This window comes from Marinomonas lutimaris (assembly GCF_019426345.1).
Taxonomy (GTDB): Bacteria; Pseudomonadota; Gammaproteobacteria; order Pseudomonadales; family Marinomonadaceae; genus Marinomonas; species Marinomonas lutimaris.
In genome coordinates this window covers 1-15575 of record NZ_JAHLLW010000035.1, presented here as the reverse complement: position 1 = coordinate 15575, position 15575 = coordinate 1, and the positions used below count along the sequence as shown (strand labels likewise).

Below are 15575 nucleotides of genomic sequence, written 5' to 3'. Positions count from 1 at the left end.
TGATGAATACTTTGGTTATTGGTGTGGTTTGGCGGGTAATCGCCAAGTATATTCTTTTGGATTTACTGAGTCTGCTGATCTTTATGCTTCTGATATTGAATTGGGGGCAGAATCAAGTTTGGCGATGTTTCATTATGATGGAATGGCGTTACCGGTCGTTGTTGCTGGCGCTGGAAGGCATCAAATTGCAAATGGCATGGCCGTAGTTTTGGCTATGTTGATCATGGGGATTGATTTTAAGCTGGCGACTGGTAAATTAGCCGCCCCAGTGCTGGTTTCGGGGCGATTAGAGCGACTTAAAGCGAAAAATGGCGCTGTATTAATCAATGATTGTTACAATGCTAGCCCATCATCTGTTGAGGCTGCTATTGATGTTCTTGCTATGCAGCCAGTAGAGGAAACTTGGTTGATCTTGGGGGCTTTGGCTGAGCTTGGTGCTCAGCGAGATGCGATTCATCACGGTTTAGGGATATATGCTAGAGACAAAGGGATTTCGTGTTTGATTTGTGTTGGTCCCGTAGCGGGTATTGCAGGCGCTGCTTTTAGAAGTAAAGGTGGCAACGCTATATTTTGTAATACCCATAATGAAGCGGCCACAGTTGTTCGTCCGCTAGATAAAAAACACGCTATTTTAGTTAAAGGCTCTCGCTCCGCTAAAATGGAAAATGTCATTGAAGCATTAATTAATTAGGATATTCCTTACCAATGTTACTTCTGCTAACTGCTTATTTAAGTAAATACCATACATTTTTTACGGTGTTTAACTACTTGTCTCTGCGTGCCATTTTAGGTGTTCTTACTGCATTGGCTATTTCTCTATTGATTGGCAATAAAGTTATTGTTTTATTGCAGCGTTTGCAGATTGGTCAGGCGGTTCGTAGTGATGGCCCTCAAACTCATTTAGCTAAAGCGGGGACGCCAACTATGGGTGGCGCTCTTATTATATTTTCGATATCTGTTAGTACGCTTTTGTGGGGGGATTTACGTAACCAGTATGTTTGGGTTGTTTTATTGGTTATGTTGGCATTTGGGGTTGTTGGTTGGGTTGATGATTACAGAAAAGTGGTTGAGAAAAATCCACGTGGTCTTCCGGGTCGATGGAAATATTTTTGGCAGAGTATATTTGGTTTAGCGGCTGCATTTTATTTGTACTACACCGCAAGTACACCAGCTGAAACGGCTTTGCTTGTGCCTTTATTTAAAAATGTCGCTATTCCTCTTGGGGCGTTTTTTATTGTGCTGACCTATTTTGTTATTGTAGGCACCAGTAATGCGGTGAACTTAACGGATGGGTTAGATGGTTTAGCTATTTTGCCGACTGTGTTGGTGGGTGGTGCTCTTGGTGTATTTGCTTATCTGACAGGTAATGTTCGATTTGCTGATTATCTGCTTATCCCTTATGTGCATGGCTCCGGTGAGTTGCTGGTGTTTTGCGCCGCTCTTGCAGGAGCGGGATTGGGTTTCTTATGGTTTAACACGTACCCTGCGCAAATTTTTATGGGTGACGTAGGGTCTTTGGCTCTGGGTGCAGCATTGGGAACCATTGCGGTTATTGTTCGCCAAGAATTAGTTTTGTTTATCATGGGCGGTGTGTTCGTCATGGAAACGGTGTCGGTGATTTTGCAGGTGGCTTCCTATAAGTTGACCAAGCGAAGGATCTTTAGAATGGCACCGATTCACCACCATTTCGAATTAAAAGGTTGGGCTGAACCTAAAGTGATTGTGCGTTTTTGGATTATTACTGTTTGTCTTGTTTTAGTAGGCTTTGCCACCTTAAAAGTACGTTAGGAGTTTTGCATGTCGTTGATCGGGTCAGATCGGGTAAGAGCCGTTGTCGGCTTGGGTGCGACAGGCTTGTCTTGCGTACGCTTCTTAGCTAGCAAGGGAATTGAGTTTTATGTGGTGGATTCTCGTGAGAATCCACCTGGTTTAGAGCAGGCGAAAGAGTTTTGCCCCGAGGAGCGAATTTTTACCGGTAGCTTAGATGCGCTTGAAACTCTAGGTGTAACTGAGCTATTTGTAAGTCCTGGTATTGCATTGCGTACACCAGTCTTGGCTCGATTAGCTGAGCGCGGCGTTGCAATGCGTGGTGATATCGATTTGTTCTGTGACTATGTTGATGCGCCTTTTGTTGCTATTACAGGGTCTAATGCTAAAAGCACGGTTACGACATTAGTGGCTTTGTTGCTTCAGGCAAGCGGAAAAAATGCAAAGGCAGGCGGTAATTTAGGTTTACCTGCCTTAGATCTTCTTGCTCCAAATACTGACTTCTATGTGCTTGAGTTGTCTAGCTTTCAGCTTGAAACAACGCATGCGCTACAGGCCGACTTGGCTTGTCTTCTCAATGTCTCTGAAGATCATATGGATCGTTATAAGGATCTTTATGAATATCAGCGAGTCAAACAAAAAGTCTATCGAGGCTGTAAAGCGGCTGTCTGTAATAAGCAAGATATCTTAACCGCACCACTGTTAGCAGAAGGGGTGCCTGTTCGTGCCTTTACGACAAAAAGCCCAGATTTGAAAGAATATGGCATGCTTAAGGATGGCGATGGTTCTTGGTTGTGTAAAGGTGTTGAAAGGCTTTATCACACGTCTCAAATTGCTTTGAAGGGTTCTCATAATCACGCTAATGTTTTGGCCGCTTTGGCAATGTTGGAATTGCTTGGTGTGGATGTCATGTCTGAGGCGGTTAGAAAAGTATTGGCAGAGTTTGGTGGTTTACCTCATCGCTGTGAAACAGTTCGAGCGCTTCAAGGGGTGACCTATATTAATGATTCAAAAGGCACCAATGTTGGCGCGACGTTAGCTGCACTTGAGGGGCTTGGATCGGCTTCTGCGAAAAATATTTTGCTTATTGCTGGCGGGGAAGGAAAAGGGGCAGATTTTCGTGCTCTTGCTAAGCCTGTTAAGGATTTTGTGCGGACTGTTTATTTGTTTGGTAAGGATGCTGATCGTATTGCTGAGGTTTTGTTATCGGATACCGAAGTAAAGCACTTTGATACTCTAGATCAAATTGTGGCTAGCATTGGTCGGGATAGTAAAGAGGGTGAGATTGTTTTATTTTCGCCTGCTTGTGCCAGCTTGGATATGTATAAAAATTACGAAATGCGCGGTGCACATTTTGCTCGTTTGGTTGCTGAGCTATGACATGGTTGAAAGTATTTGACCGAGTGTCTCTTCGTGAGTTTGCGCAGGTTGATGCTATTTTTGTTGCTGCAGTTGTCTCGATTTTAGCGCTCGGAATGGTGATGGTTTCGAGTGCATCAATCTCAATTTCCGAAACGATTCATGGGCATCCTTATTTTTTTATGGGAAGGCAGGGCTTATACCTATTGATTGGTTTGGCCTTTGGTTGGTTGTTATTGTCATTACCAACTCATCAGTTGCAGCAATGGGGCATTTTGATGATGGGGTTATCTCTCATCTTGCTGATTCTTGTTCTCCTGCCTGGTATTGGTAAAAGTGTAAACGGTAGTCGTCGCTGGATTAATCTGGTGGTGTTTAACCTTCAGGCTTCAGAAGTTGCAAAAGTTTGTATGGTGGTTTACGTCTCGGGTTATTTGGTACGAAGGGCTGACCGCGTTAGAGAGGGTTGGGTCGGCTTCGTTTTGCCACTTTGTCTATGTAGTATTTTTCTTCTGTTTTTGCTTTTCGAACCTGACTTCGGTGCATCTGTAGTATTGCTGGGTACGGTGATGGTGCTGCTTTTTTTGGGTGGTGCTCCTCTTTATCAGTTTTTGCTGTTGATGATTGGTGCTGTTTCAATGTTGGGTGTTGTTGCCATTTCTGAAAGCTACCGCTTAAAGCGCTTAATGAATTTTATAGATCCTTGGGCGGACCCTTTTAATGAAGGCTATCAGCTTAGTCAGGCCTTAATTGCATACGGTCGTGGCGAATGGTTTGGCTTGGGGTTGGGGAACAGTGTTCAGAAGTTGTCTTATTTACCTGAAGCTCATACAGATTTTGTGTTTTCTATTTGGGTCGAAGAGACTGGCATGTTTGGTGGTTTGTTGCTGATTTTTTTGTTTGCTTTAATGGTTGCTCGCGCCTTTAAAATTGGTCGTCAGGCTATGACCTTATCTCGTCCGTTTGCCGCTTATATGTGCTTTGGTTTTTCTATTCTTATCTTGGCTCAAGTGATTATTAATATTGGTGTAAATACGGGCTTTTTGCCAACTAAGGGGCTCACTCTGCCATTGATTAGCTATGGTGGTAGTAGTCTGATAATTACCTTGGGTAGTTTGTTTGTTGTTGCACGCGTGGATATTGAAAATCGTCGTGCTGAGAATGGTCAGGATTCTGGCGAGTCACCGAAAGCAAAAGAGAGTGCGAAATGAGCGATGTTAAAAGAGTCGTAATAATGGCTGGCGGGACCGGTGGCCATATTTATCCTGCATTGGCTTGTGCTCAGAGTTTTAAAGATAAAGGTTTAGATGTTCAGTGGCTTGGCTCTAAAGGCGGGATGGAAGAGTCTCTTGTGCCTAAGCATGATATTGAATTGCATTCTTTGTCGATCAAAGGGGTAAGGGGAAAGGGTGCGCTTGGACTTTTGGCGGCCCCTTTTAGGATTTTGCATGCGATTGGTCAGGCTGTGGCTGTTTTGCAGAAAATCAAACCTGATGTTGTTTTAGGTATGGGGGGATTTGTTGCTGGTCCTGGTGGCGTTGCGGCTCGACTTTTGGGTATTCCTTTGGCAATACATGAGCAAAATGCCGTTGCGGGAACGACCAACAAATTACTGTCTAAATTGTCGAGTGTAAGGTTGCAGGCTTTTGATGGGGCTTTGTCTAATGCTGTTAGTGTAGGCAACCCTATTCGAAATGATATTTTAGAGCAGCGTGTTCGGGTGCCGAGAATTGGCACGGCAAGGCCATTGCGATTGCTTGTTGTCGGTGGGAGTTTGGGGGCGCAAGCAATTAATGATGTTATGCCTAAAGTTCTGGCTGAATGGCCTTTTTCTCAGCGTTTGGATGTTTGGCATCAAACTGGTATTCGCAATTTTGAAGCGGTATCAGAACTTTATAAAGAGGCGAAAGTGGACGCTCGGGTGGAAGCCTACTTGGATAATATGGATCAGGCATATTATTGGGCTGATATTGTTTTGTGTCGAGCGGGTGCTATGACAGTGAGTGAATTGGCTGTTGCGGGTTTGCCATCGATTTTAGTGCCTTACCCACACGCTATAGATGACCATCAGACGGCTAATGCGCGTTATCTAGAAAAAGTCGGGGCGGCGTATTTGTTGCCTCAGCCACAGTTAAGCTGTGAAAAAATCATCTCTTTGCTTTCTGAGTTTGTCGAAGGTGAAGAGAAATTATTGAAAATGGGAGAGCAGGCCAAATTGGTTGCTCATCCAAATGCGACACGAGACGTTGTTGCACATTGTTTAAGGTTAATAAAATCATGATTGATAATAAAGCTCAGTACGACATTCCTACGATGCGCCGTATTCAAAATATCCATTTCATTGGTATTGGTGGTGTTGGTATGTGCGGTATCGCCGAGGTGCTTCATAACCAAGGTTATCAGGTGTCGGGATCAGATCTTAAAGCGTCATCTACTACAGAGCGTTTGGAAGAGTTAGGTATCAAGATCTATCTTGGGCATTTAGAAGAAAACGTTTATGACGCTCATGTTATCGTGGTATCTACCGCGATAAATGAAAAAAATCCAGAAATTATCTGGGGTAAAGAGCATAGAATTCCGATTGTCCGAAGAGCGGAAATGTTGGCTGAGCTAATGCGCTATCGTCACGGTATTGCTGTCGCGGGCACTCATGGTAAAACCACAACGACCAGTTTGATGGCATCTATATTGGCGGCTACTGGTGAAGCGCCAACATTCGTGATTGGTGGACGCTTAACCAGTGCTGGTGCGAATGCGCAATTGGGTAGCAGTGCTTATCTTGTTGCAGAGGCAGATGAAAGTGACGCTTCGTTCCTGCATTTGCAGCCTCAAACTGTAATAGTAACCAATATCGATGAAGATCATATGGATACTTATGATGGCGACTTTGAAAAGGTTAAGCATACTTTTATTGAGTTTGTGCATAACCTGCCTTTTTATGGCTTAGCTGTGTTGTGTGTCGATGATGAAAATGTTCGTGAAATCTTGCCATCTTTGAGTCGTCCGGTTTTAACCTATGGTATTGATCAAGAGGCCGATTTTTATGCGACGGATATTGTGCAAACTGGCCGTTATTGTGAGTTTTTAGCGCACCGCCCTGAAGGTGAGCCGCTGAAGATTCGTTTGCCAATGCCTGGGCGTCATAACGTACTTAATGCGCTTGCTACGATTGCTGTTGCCACTGATTTGGGGGTTGAAGCAACAGCCATTCAGGCAGGTCTAATGGGCTTTGAAGGTGTGGGACGTCGCTTCCAAGAGCAAAAACCACTAGAGCTTCCTAATGGCTCAAGTGTGATGTTTGTGGATGATTACGGACATCATCCAAGTGAAGTGTTGGCAACTATTAAGGCGATACGTGCCGGTTGGCCTGAGAAGCGCTTAGTAATGGTTTATCAGCCACATCGTTATACTCGTACTCGTGATCTGTATGAGGACTTTGTTAGGGTCTTGTCTCAGGTGGATGTTTTGCTATTGCTGGATGTTTATGCTGCTGGTGAAACGCCGATTAATGGTGCTGATAGTCGTTCTTTGTGTGGCAGCATTCGTCAGCGCGGTAATGTGGATCCTATTCATGTTGGTGGTGAGGCGGACTTACGTTCCATTTTGAGTAATGTCTTGCGTGAAGGTGATCTGTTAATTACCCAAGGTGCTGGCGATATCGGTATGGTTTCTAAAAACTTATCTGTGAGCGGAATTTAATATGTCTAAAACACTAAAAGAATCTGTCGTTGCAGTGATTTACGGTGGTCGTTCAGCAGAACGTGAAGTTTCAATGCAAAGCGGCCCTTTGGTTGCAGAAGGGCTTAGATCTAAAGGTTTTCAGGTTGTAGAGGTGGATCTTTATGGGCCTGATGCCGCGTTAGATCCAATTGTTCAATTACAGTCTATTGAATTTGATTTTGCTTTTATTGCTCTGCATGGTGGTGAAGGTGAGGATGGTCGAGTTCAAGCCTTGCTTGAGATGTTTGGTAAGCCTTATACGGGTAGTTCGCCTTTGGCATGCGGTCTGGCTATGGATAAAGTCTTAACTAAACGTTTCTGGAATGGCATTGGGATTCCAACTCCTGCTTATTTGTCTTTTGTCGATCATGCGAATGCCGATGTAATCGAGGAACAGATGTCTTATCCAGTGATAGTTAAACCCTCTAGAGAGGGTTCTACTATTGGTATTAATAAGGCGATGAATAGGGCTGAGCTTGATGATGCTCTTCTGAAGGCGCTTGAGTATGATTCTGATATTTTGGTTGAAGAATTTGTCGATGGGCCTGAGTTTACTATTACGATTATTGATGATGTAGCGTATCCGCCGATAGGTTTAAAACCTGCTCCAGACCATAAGCTCTATGACTATGAGGCAAAATATATAGCGGATGATACTGAATATCTGCTGCCTTGTGGTTTAAATGAAGATGATGAAAATGAGCTGCAAATGCTGGCTTTGGATGCTTATCGCTCATTAGGTTGCTCTGGCTGGGGGCGTGTTGATGTCATGCGAGATCAAGCTGGTGTGTTTTGGGTGTTAGAGGTTAATACCGCGCCAGGTATGACATCTCATAGTTTAGTGCCTATGGCGGCCAAGTATGTAGGGATTGACTATGCTTCGCTCGTAGAAAAAATTGCGCAAGATGCTTGGGATAAAGTAGGGCGTAATTGATTTATGAGAATAGCGGCACTTATTGGGGCGGTTTTGTTGATATTGTTGGCCACTTTTCAGGGAAATGATTCACCAGAAACTTGGTTTGCTATTCAAAAGATCGAGATCAAAGGTGATCTGAAATATGCCACAGAGGAAGAGTTGCAGTCTGACTATTCTTCTTTGCTTGGTCAAAGCCTTCTTAGCATCTCTTTATCTGATGCTTTAGCCACTGTTTTGTCATCGGAATGGGTGGCAAGTGCAGAGATTCGTAAAGTTTGGCCAAATACGTTGCAGGTGCTTGTTCATGAACATACGCCTCTTGCATACTGGGGGGATGGGCAATTGATATCCACCTCTGCGGTAGTTATTACGCCGCCTAAGGTGCCTGATTTGCCGCTTACTAAACTGTACGGTCCTGAAGATTCAAGTGATGTTGTGTTAGAGCAGTTTGGCTTGGTTAGTCAGGTGTTAGCTTCAACGTCTTTACGTATTTCTACTCTCACTTTGGAGCCAAGGGGGGCGTGGAGCATCATTTTTACGAATGGTGTAGCGGTGAAGCTAGGTAGAGAGGATATTTTAGAAAGATTGCAGCGCTTTATAGCGGTGTATAAAAGTGATTTATCGGGTAGAATAGACCAGATAACCTCAGTCGACGCTCGCTATCCTCATGGGGTAGCGGTAGGTTGGAAAAAAAATAAATGATATTGGCCTGTTTGTTGCTTTTTTATACAGAAGCGCAGGTCTTTTCAAAACAGCACGTAATGCCGGGAAGGTGAAATGATAGTCGGTTTGGATGTAGGCACATCGAAAGTTATCTGTTTGGTTGGCGAAGTTCTAGCTGATGGTAGTTTGGAAATTGTCGGTATTGGCTCTCATAGTTCAAAAGGCATGAAGCGTGGTGTGGTAATTAACATCGAGTCAACGGTTCAATCGATTCAGCGTGCTGTTGAAGAGGCTGAGTTGATGGCGGGGTGTAATATACATTCTGTTTATGTCAGTGTTGCTGGTAGCCATATTCGTAGTTTGAATTCTCATGGTATTGTTGCTGTCAAAAACGGTGAAGTGCAAAAAGAAGATATAGATCGAGTTATTGATGCAGCTCAAGCTGTGCCAATTTCTTCCGATCAACGAGTGCTTCATATTTTGCCTCAGGAGTATCACATTGATTCTCAAGAAGGAATTAAAGACCCTCTTGGAATGTCTGGTGTTAGGCTTGAAGCGAACGTGCATTTGATCTCTGGTGCAGTTAACGCTGTGATGAACGTTGAGAAGTGTATTAAACGATGTGGTTTAGGTGTAGATGGTGTCATTTTATCTCAGCTTGCTTCTAGTGAGTCATCACTTAGCGAAGATGAAAAAGATTTAGGTGTTTGCTTGATTGATATCGGTGCGGGAACATCTGATATTGCTGTTTGGATTGATGGTGCTTTGCATCATACAGCAGTGGTTCCGGTTGCTGGTGATCAGGTTACAAATGATATTTCGATGGCTTTACGCACGCCAACTCAGCATGCGGAAGAAATCAAAGTGAAATATGCATGTGCCATGTCTTCTATGGCATCCGCGGATCAGGTTCTTCAGGTGCCAAGTGTTGGTGATCGTCAGCCAAGATCAATCACCCGTCATGCTTTGACAGAGGTTGTTGAGGCAAGATATGAAGAAATTTATAATTTAATTCTGGATGAATTAAGGCGTAGTGGTTATGCGGAGCGTATCCCTGCAGGTATTGTAATTACTGGTGGTACGTCGCTTATGGAAGGTGCGGCGGAGCTGGCTGAGAAGGTTTTTCAGATGCCAGTTCGATTATCTTTACCAGATTGTACTAAAGGAATGTCTGACATTGTCGATAACCCTATATATTCAACAAGTGTTGGATTATTGGCTTATGGTAGTAAAGAGGCTGAAGTAACCGAGATCTCGAAGCGGATGATGTCTAAGACGCAAACTAAACGAGAAACATCAGTTCTGGCTCCTAAAAAAGAAATCGGGCCATCCTTCAGTGCAACGAAGGCATGGCAGAAATTAAAACACTGGTTTCAGAGTTATATCTAGTCAGAATTGATTGTGAATTTATTGAGGAGCGATAAGCCCATGAATGTCTTTGATTTAGCCGAAGATAATTTATCAGATAATGCTGTTATTAAAGTTATCGGTGTCGGCGGCGGCGGCGGCAATGCTGTACGTCATATGCTTGAAAATCGATTGGAAGGTGTTGAATTTATTTGTGCCAACACTGACTCTAAAGCGCTGATAGGTTTTGAGACAGGGGTCTCTTTACAGTTAGGCTCAACCATCACTAAAGGGTTGGGTGCTGGGGCGAATCCAGAAGTGGGTAGGGATTCGGCATTAGAAGATCAAGAGAAAATTACTCAGTTGTTGACGGGTGCAGATATGGTATTCATCACCGCTGGTATGGGTGGTGGAACGGGTACAGGTGCTGCACCAGTTATTGCTAAAGTGGCGCGAGAGTTGGGTATTTTGACGGTGGCTGTTGTAACTAAGCCTTTTCCATTTGAGGGTCGTCGTCGTGCAAGAGTTGCTGAGGAAGGTGTTAGGGAGTTGCGTGAAAATGTCGATTCTTTGATTACTGTCCCAAACGAGCGTCTTTTGCCAGTATTAGGTAAAAATATTTCATTGTTGAAGGCGTTTGGCGAAGCTAATAATGTTTTGTTTAATGCGGTTCAGGGTATTACAGATTTGATTATGCGACCTGGTTTAATCAACGTCGACTTTGCAGATGTAAGAACGGTTATGTCTGAAATGGGAATGGCGATGATGGGTACGGGGTCTGCGTCTGGCGAGGATAGAGCTAGAGTAGCTGCTGAGGCTGCAATACATAATCCATTGCTTGAAGATATTAACCTTAGAGGTGCGCGTGGCGTGCTAGTAAACATTACAGCAAACGAAGAAGTTGGTTTGTCTGAATTTACTGAGGTTGGTGGCATTATTGAAGAATATGCATCGGAAGATGCTACTGTCGTGATTGGTTGTGCAATTGATCCTAGTGTAGGTGATGAAATGCGAGTCACGGTAGTTGCAACTGGTTTAGAGGGTCGCTCTGCAGGTGAAATGAAGTCTGCTGTTGGTGAATCTGTTGTCTCTCAACCAGTTATGGCAAAGGTAGAGCAAGTTGTTGAAAGTGATAACGCTAAAATGGCAGTTGCTCAGTCTGTGCCGAAACCTTCACATCATGTGAAGGCGGAAGTGGTGGAGAAAAGCTTGGATGAAAAGAAAGAGTCTGTTGATTCTTCCTCTATTTCAAGTGGCGATAAATTATCGTATTTGGACATTCCGGCATTTTTGCGTCGTCAAGCTGATTAGTTTGAGTAAAAACGATGCAATATCAAGACGTTGGATTGTATAAAAAATGTGTTATTGATACTATTTTTCAAAGAGTAGTATCCAGTCATAAAAATGTAGGAATATAATGGTACGCCAACACACACTTAAAAACATTATTCGAGCAACTGGAGTGGGTTTACACTCTGGCGAGAAAGTGTATTTGACACTGAAGCCTGCGCCTGTGAATACAGGTATTGTATTTGTTCGTACAGACTTGGATCCAGTTGTAGAGATTCATGGTGATGCGCGAGCAGTCGGATCAACAAATTTTGCTACGGCTTTATGTCAGGGTGATGTGAAGGTAAGTACTGTAGAGCATTTGTTATCTGCAATGGCAGGTTTGGGTGTAGATAACGCTTATGTAGAAGTAAGTGCTAGTGAAATTCCTCTTATGGATGGAAGTGCTAGTCCTTTTGTTTTTCTTCTGCAATCGGCAGGTCTAGAAGCTCAAAATGCGCCAAAAAGATTTATTCGAGTCAAGAAGCCTATCAGAGTCGACGAGGGTGATAAATTTGCCTCTCTTGAGCCTCATTCAGGTTTTCGCTTGTCTTTCACAATTGACTTTCAGCATCCAGCTATTGGTGAAGATGTTCAAAGCACATCATTTGATTTCTCAACGACTACTTTTGTAAAAGAGATTAGCCGTGCCAGAACATTTGGTTTTATGAAAGATCTTGAATACTTTAAAAACAATAACCTTGCTCGTGGTGCAAACATGGAAAATGCCATCGTACTTGATGACTACCGTGTGCTAAATGACGAAGGTTTGCGTTATCGAGATGAATTGGTGCGTCATAAAGTATTAGATGCGATAGGTGATCTTTATCTTCTTGGTCATAGCTTGATTGGTGAGTATAAAGCTTATAAATCTGGTCACGCATTGAATAACAAGCTATTGCTTGCCTTGCTTGAGCACCAAGATGCTTGGGAGTATGTTGTTTTCGAAGATGAAGCGCAAACAACGCCAATCTCTTATGTAGAGCCTGCTTTTGTTGGTGCTTAGTAAGTGATTAATTCTTGATCGTATTTTAAAAAACCAGACTATATGTCTGGTTTTTTTGTATTTAGGTCCTTGATATTTCATGTTTTGTCACACATTACCATGATAGACTGTCTTTATTACTAATTGGCTACGATGAGTTCAAGATGTTAGGAACTGTAATTAAAAAAATTGTCGGCACAAAGAATGACCGAGAAGTTAAACGATATAGAAAAGTCGTTGCACAGATAAACCAACTTGAAGAATCTTTCCACAAATTATCCGATGATGACTTGTCTGGAAAAACGGGCGAGTTCCGTGATCGTCTCGCAAAAGGCGAGTCGTTAGATTCTATTTTGCCTGAGGCCTTTGCTGTAGTGCGAGAAGGCAGTAGTCGTGTTATGGGGATGCGCCATTTTGATGTGCAGTTGATCGGTGGCATGGTTCTAAATGAAGGTAAAATCGCCGAGATGCGTACCGGTGAAGGTAAAACACTTGTAGCGACATTGGCTGTTTACTTAAATGCTTTGTCTTCTAAAGGGGTTCACGTAGTCACAGTGAACGATTATCTGGCTAAGCGTGATGCCAACTGGATGCGCCCTTTATATGAGTTTTTAGATATGAGTGTTGGCGTTGTGTTTTCTGGTCAAGATCGTGACGAGAAAAAAGCGGCATATTTATGTGACATTACTTATGGCACCAATAACGAATTCGGTTTTGATTATCTTCGCGACAATATGGTGTTCCGTTTAGAAGATCGTGTTCAGCGTGATTTAAACTTCTCTGTTGTGGATGAGGTGGACTCCATCTTGATAGATGAGGCTAGAACGCCTCTTATTATATCTGGTGCGGTTGAAGATAGTTCAGAGCAATATCGTAAAATTAATCAACTAGCTCCTTTATTGGTTAAGCAAGAGGACGCGGAAGGTGAAGAGCCTTCCGGTCATTACGTTTTTGACGAGTCTCAGCGCAGCATTGAACTGACAGAAGATGGTCACTCTTTTGTTGAGGATTGGTTAGTTGAGCAAGGTATGCTCGCAGAAGGTGAGAGTCTTTATGCGGCTGGTAATCTTTCTCTATTGCATCATGTTCATGCTTGTCTGAAAGCTCACGTGATTTTCAAGAAGAATATTGATTATGTCATCCAAGGTGATCAGATTGTCATTGTTGATGAGCATACTGGTAGGACTATGGCTGGCCGTCGCTGGTCTGAAGGTATTCATCAGGCAGTAGAGGCCAAAGAAGGTGTCACTATTCAGGCTGAAAGTCAGACATTGGCATCAACAACCTTTCAGAACTATTTCCGCTTGTATGAAAAGCTGTCTGGTATGACGGGTACGGCAGACACTGAAGCATTTGAGTTTCAGCAAATTTACGGGCTATCCGTTATTGTTATCCCTACTAATCGTCAGGTTCAGCGCAAAGACTTCAATGATTTAATTTATATGTCTACTGAAGATAAATTTGAAGCCATTGTTTTGGATATTGAAGAGATTGTTAAGCAAGGTCGCCCTGTTCTGGTTGGTACAGCTTCGATTGAATACTCTGAGCTTTTATCCAATTACCTAAATCAGAAAGGTGTTAAGCACAACGTTCTTAATGCTAAGCAGCATGAGCGCGAAGCTGAAATTGTGGCTGATGCTGGTCGTCCTGGTGCGGTTACAATTGCGACAAATATGGCTGGTCGTGGTACGGATATTGTGTTGGGTGGCAACCTTCAGGTTGAGTTAGCTAAGCTGGGTGAAAATGCCAGTCAAGAAAGTATTGATGCGCTAAAAGCTGATTGGAAAGCTCGAAATGAGTCAGTTCTTGCTGCCGGTGGTTTACATATCATTGGTACAGAGCGCCATGAATCACGCCGTATTGATAATCAACTTCGTGGCCGTGCTGGACGTCAAGGTGATGTTGGTTCGTCGCGCTTTTATTTGTCTCTAGAAGATAATTTGATGCGTATCTTCATGTCTGACCGCATCAAAAAAATGATGATGGCGCTTGGCATGGAGAAAGGTGAGGCTATCGAACATAAGATGGTTTCAAACGCTATTGAAAAAGCGCAGCGTAAAGTGGAAGGTCGTAACTTCGATATTCGTAAACAGTTACTTGAATACGATGATGTGGCGAATGATCAGCGTCAGGTAATTTACCGCCAACGTTTTGATATGATGGTGTCGGAAGATCTTTCTGAAGCTATTTCTGCAATGCGAGAAGAAGTTGTTACTAGCTTGGTTGATGAGTTTATTCCACCTCAAAGTATTTTTGATATGTGGGACCTTGAAGGGTTGGAAGAGAAGGCTCGTAACGAATTTGGTCTAGAGCTTCCTGTTGCGAAATGGGTAGAAGAAGATAAAAAACTTTATGAAGAACCTTTGCGTCAGAAAATATTAGACACGTTTGTTAATGATTATCAGGCGAAAGAAGAAATTGCTGGTGAACAGCCATTTAGAGCTTTCGAGAAACAGGTGCTGTTGCAGGTTCTTGATACACTGTGGAAAGAGCATCTTCAGACAATGGATATGCTTAGGCAGGGTATTCATTTACGTGGTTATGCGCAAAAGAACCCTAAGCAAGAATATAAACGTGAGTCGTTTGAATTATTTCAAGGTTTGTTAGAGCAAATTAAATATGAAGTAATTCAAATTATTACTCGTGTGAAAGTTCAGTCTGCTGAAGAGGCTGAGAAAATACAGGAAGCACGTAGACAGCAAGAGGAAAAAACGACCATGAATATGATTCATGACTCGTTAGATTCCTTGTCTGACGGTGGTTCTGATTCTGCTGATGGTCAAGAGTATCCTAAAGTGGGTCGCAATGAGCCTTGTCCATGCGGTTCAGGTAAAAAATACAAACAATGTCACGGTAGTCTTGTTTAATTGGAGAAAGTTTAAATGGCTGTAGGGTTGCATGATTTTCCTCTTATTCCTGAAATAAAAGGAATTAGAATTGGTGTTGCTGAAGCTGGTATTAAAAAGCCCAACAAAAAAGATGTTGTGATTTTTGAAATTTGTGAAGGTGCATCAGTTGCTGGTGTTTTTACTCAGAATGCTTTTTGCGCTGCGCCTGTGCGTATATGTCAAAAACATTTAGGCTTGGCTGATAGCCGTTATTTGCTTATCAATACGGGTAACGCAAATGCCGGTACGGGTAAGACTGGCCTAGAGACGGCTCTTAAGACTTGTGAGGTTTTGGCTGAAGGGACTGGAGTTAGTGTCGAGTCAATTTTGCCTTTTTCAACAGGTGTTATTGGCGAGCCATTGCCTGTGGCAAAAATTGTTGCAGCCATTCCTAAAGCGCTTGAAAATTTGTCCAGTGATAACTGGAAGTCCGCTGGTGTTGGTATTATGACTACCGATACTTTGCCAAAGGGTTCTGTGCGAACTTTTGAATTTGATGGCGTAACTTATAATATCGCAGGTATTTCGAAAGGTGCAGGTATGATTCGTCCCAACATGGCGACTATGTTGGGTTATATTTGCAGTGATATAGCGATGGATG

Annotated in this window: 13 protein-coding genes; all 13 read left to right on the top strand. The window is 43.0% G+C overall.

Annotated features, from left to right (window positions below; genetic code table 11):
• The coding region (locus tag KPL72_RS20545) for a glutamate ligase domain-containing protein (RefSeq protein WP_283248035.1) at positions 1–691 on the top strand (691 nt) is incomplete at its 5' end.
• Positions 692–705: 14 nt separating this feature from the next.
• A complete protein-coding gene (gene mraY, locus KPL72_RS20540) occupies positions 706–1788 on the top strand; it encodes a phospho-N-acetylmuramoyl-pentapeptide-transferase (RefSeq protein ID WP_219704292.1) in 1083 nt (360 codons plus the stop codon).
• 9 nt (positions 1789–1797) lie between these two features.
• Positions 1798–3147, top strand: coding sequence for a UDP-N-acetylmuramoyl-L-alanine--D-glutamate ligase (murD, locus tag KPL72_RS20535; protein WP_212915572.1), 1350 nt, complete (start codon positions 1798–1800; stop codon positions 3145–3147).
• A complete protein-coding gene (gene ftsW / locus KPL72_RS20530; protein ID WP_219704291.1) occupies positions 3144–4337 on the top strand; it encodes a putative lipid II flippase FtsW in 1194 nt (397 codons plus the stop codon). The genes murD and ftsW overlap by 4 nt, the downstream gene beginning before the upstream one ends.
• Positions 4334–5407, top strand: a complete 1074-nt coding sequence (gene murG / locus KPL72_RS20525; RefSeq protein ID WP_219704290.1) for an undecaprenyldiphospho-muramoylpentapeptide beta-N-acetylglucosaminyltransferase — start codon at positions 4334–4336, stop codon at positions 5405–5407. The genes ftsW and murG overlap by 4 nt, the downstream gene beginning before the upstream one ends.
• Positions 5404–6825, top strand: coding sequence for a UDP-N-acetylmuramate--L-alanine ligase (murC, locus tag KPL72_RS20520; RefSeq protein ID WP_219704289.1), 1422 nt, complete (start codon positions 5404–5406; stop codon positions 6823–6825). Before murG ends, murC begins: the two co-directional genes overlap by 4 nt.
• Position 6826: 1 nt before the next feature.
• The gene (locus KPL72_RS20515) at positions 6827–7780 is read left to right on the top strand and encodes a D-alanine--D-alanine ligase (RefSeq protein WP_219704288.1); all 954 of its coding nucleotides are present in this window, start codon (positions 6827–6829) and stop codon (positions 7778–7780) included.
• A 3-nt stretch (positions 7781–7783) separates the two neighbouring features.
• Entirely contained in the window at positions 7784–8464 is a 681-nt protein-coding gene (locus KPL72_RS20510; RefSeq protein WP_219704287.1) for a cell division protein FtsQ/DivIB, read from the top strand.
• 75 nt (positions 8465–8539) lie between these two features.
• Positions 8540–9814: a cell division protein FtsA gene (gene ftsA / locus KPL72_RS20505; RefSeq protein WP_212915566.1), complete on the top strand. Its 1275-nt coding sequence runs from the start codon at positions 8540–8542 to the stop codon at positions 9812–9814.
• Positions 9815–9853: 39 nt separating this feature from the next.
• A complete protein-coding gene (gene ftsZ, locus KPL72_RS20500) occupies positions 9854–11083 on the top strand; it encodes a cell division protein FtsZ (protein ID WP_212915565.1) in 1230 nt (409 codons plus the stop codon).
• A 106-nt stretch (positions 11084–11189) separates the two neighbouring features.
• A complete protein-coding gene (lpxC, locus tag KPL72_RS20495; protein WP_012070297.1) occupies positions 11190–12107 on the top strand; it encodes a UDP-3-O-acyl-N-acetylglucosamine deacetylase in 918 nt (305 codons plus the stop codon).
• Between the two features lie 143 nt (positions 12108–12250).
• Positions 12251–14953, top strand: a complete 2703-nt coding sequence (gene secA / locus KPL72_RS20490) for a preprotein translocase subunit SecA (protein WP_219704286.1) — start codon at positions 12251–12253, stop codon at positions 14951–14953.
• Positions 14954–14968: 15 nt separating this feature from the next.
• Positions 14969–15575 (top strand): bifunctional ornithine acetyltransferase/N-acetylglutamate synthase (locus KPL72_RS20485; RefSeq protein ID WP_219704285.1); only part of this gene is annotated, 607 nt, incomplete at its 3' end.

What these genes read in the sequence shown, in the direction of transcription:
- KPL72_RS20510 (WP_219704287.1), top strand. Translation starts at nt 7,784, where the DNA reads ATGAGAATAGCGGCACTTATTGGGGCGGTTTTGTTGATATTGTTGGCC.
- murC (WP_219704289.1), top strand. Translation starts at nt 5,404, where the DNA reads ATGATTGATAATAAAGCTCAGTACGACATTCCTACGATGCGCCGTATT.
- secA (WP_219704286.1), top strand. Translation starts at nt 12,251, where the DNA reads ATGTTAGGAACTGTAATTAAAAAAATTGTCGGCACAAAGAATGACCGA.
- murD (WP_212915572.1), top strand. Translation starts at nt 1,798, where the DNA reads ATGTCGTTGATCGGGTCAGATCGGGTAAGAGCCGTTGTCGGCTTGGGT.
- murG (WP_219704290.1), top strand. Translation starts at nt 4,334, where the DNA reads ATGAGCGATGTTAAAAGAGTCGTAATAATGGCTGGCGGGACCGGTGGC.
- KPL72_RS20515 (WP_219704288.1), top strand. Translation starts at nt 6,827, where the DNA reads ATGTCTAAAACACTAAAAGAATCTGTCGTTGCAGTGATTTACGGTGGT.
- ftsZ (WP_212915565.1), top strand. Translation starts at nt 9,854, where the DNA reads ATGAATGTCTTTGATTTAGCCGAAGATAATTTATCAGATAATGCTGTT.
- ftsA (WP_212915566.1), top strand. Translation starts at nt 8,540, where the DNA reads ATGATAGTCGGTTTGGATGTAGGCACATCGAAAGTTATCTGTTTGGTT.
- ftsW (WP_219704291.1), top strand. Translation starts at nt 3,144, where the DNA reads ATGACATGGTTGAAAGTATTTGACCGAGTGTCTCTTCGTGAGTTTGCG.
- lpxC (WP_012070297.1), top strand. Translation starts at nt 11,190, where the DNA reads ATGGTACGCCAACACACACTTAAAAACATTATTCGAGCAACTGGAGTG.
- mraY (WP_219704292.1), top strand. Translation starts at nt 706, where the DNA reads ATGTTACTTCTGCTAACTGCTTATTTAAGTAAATACCATACATTTTTT.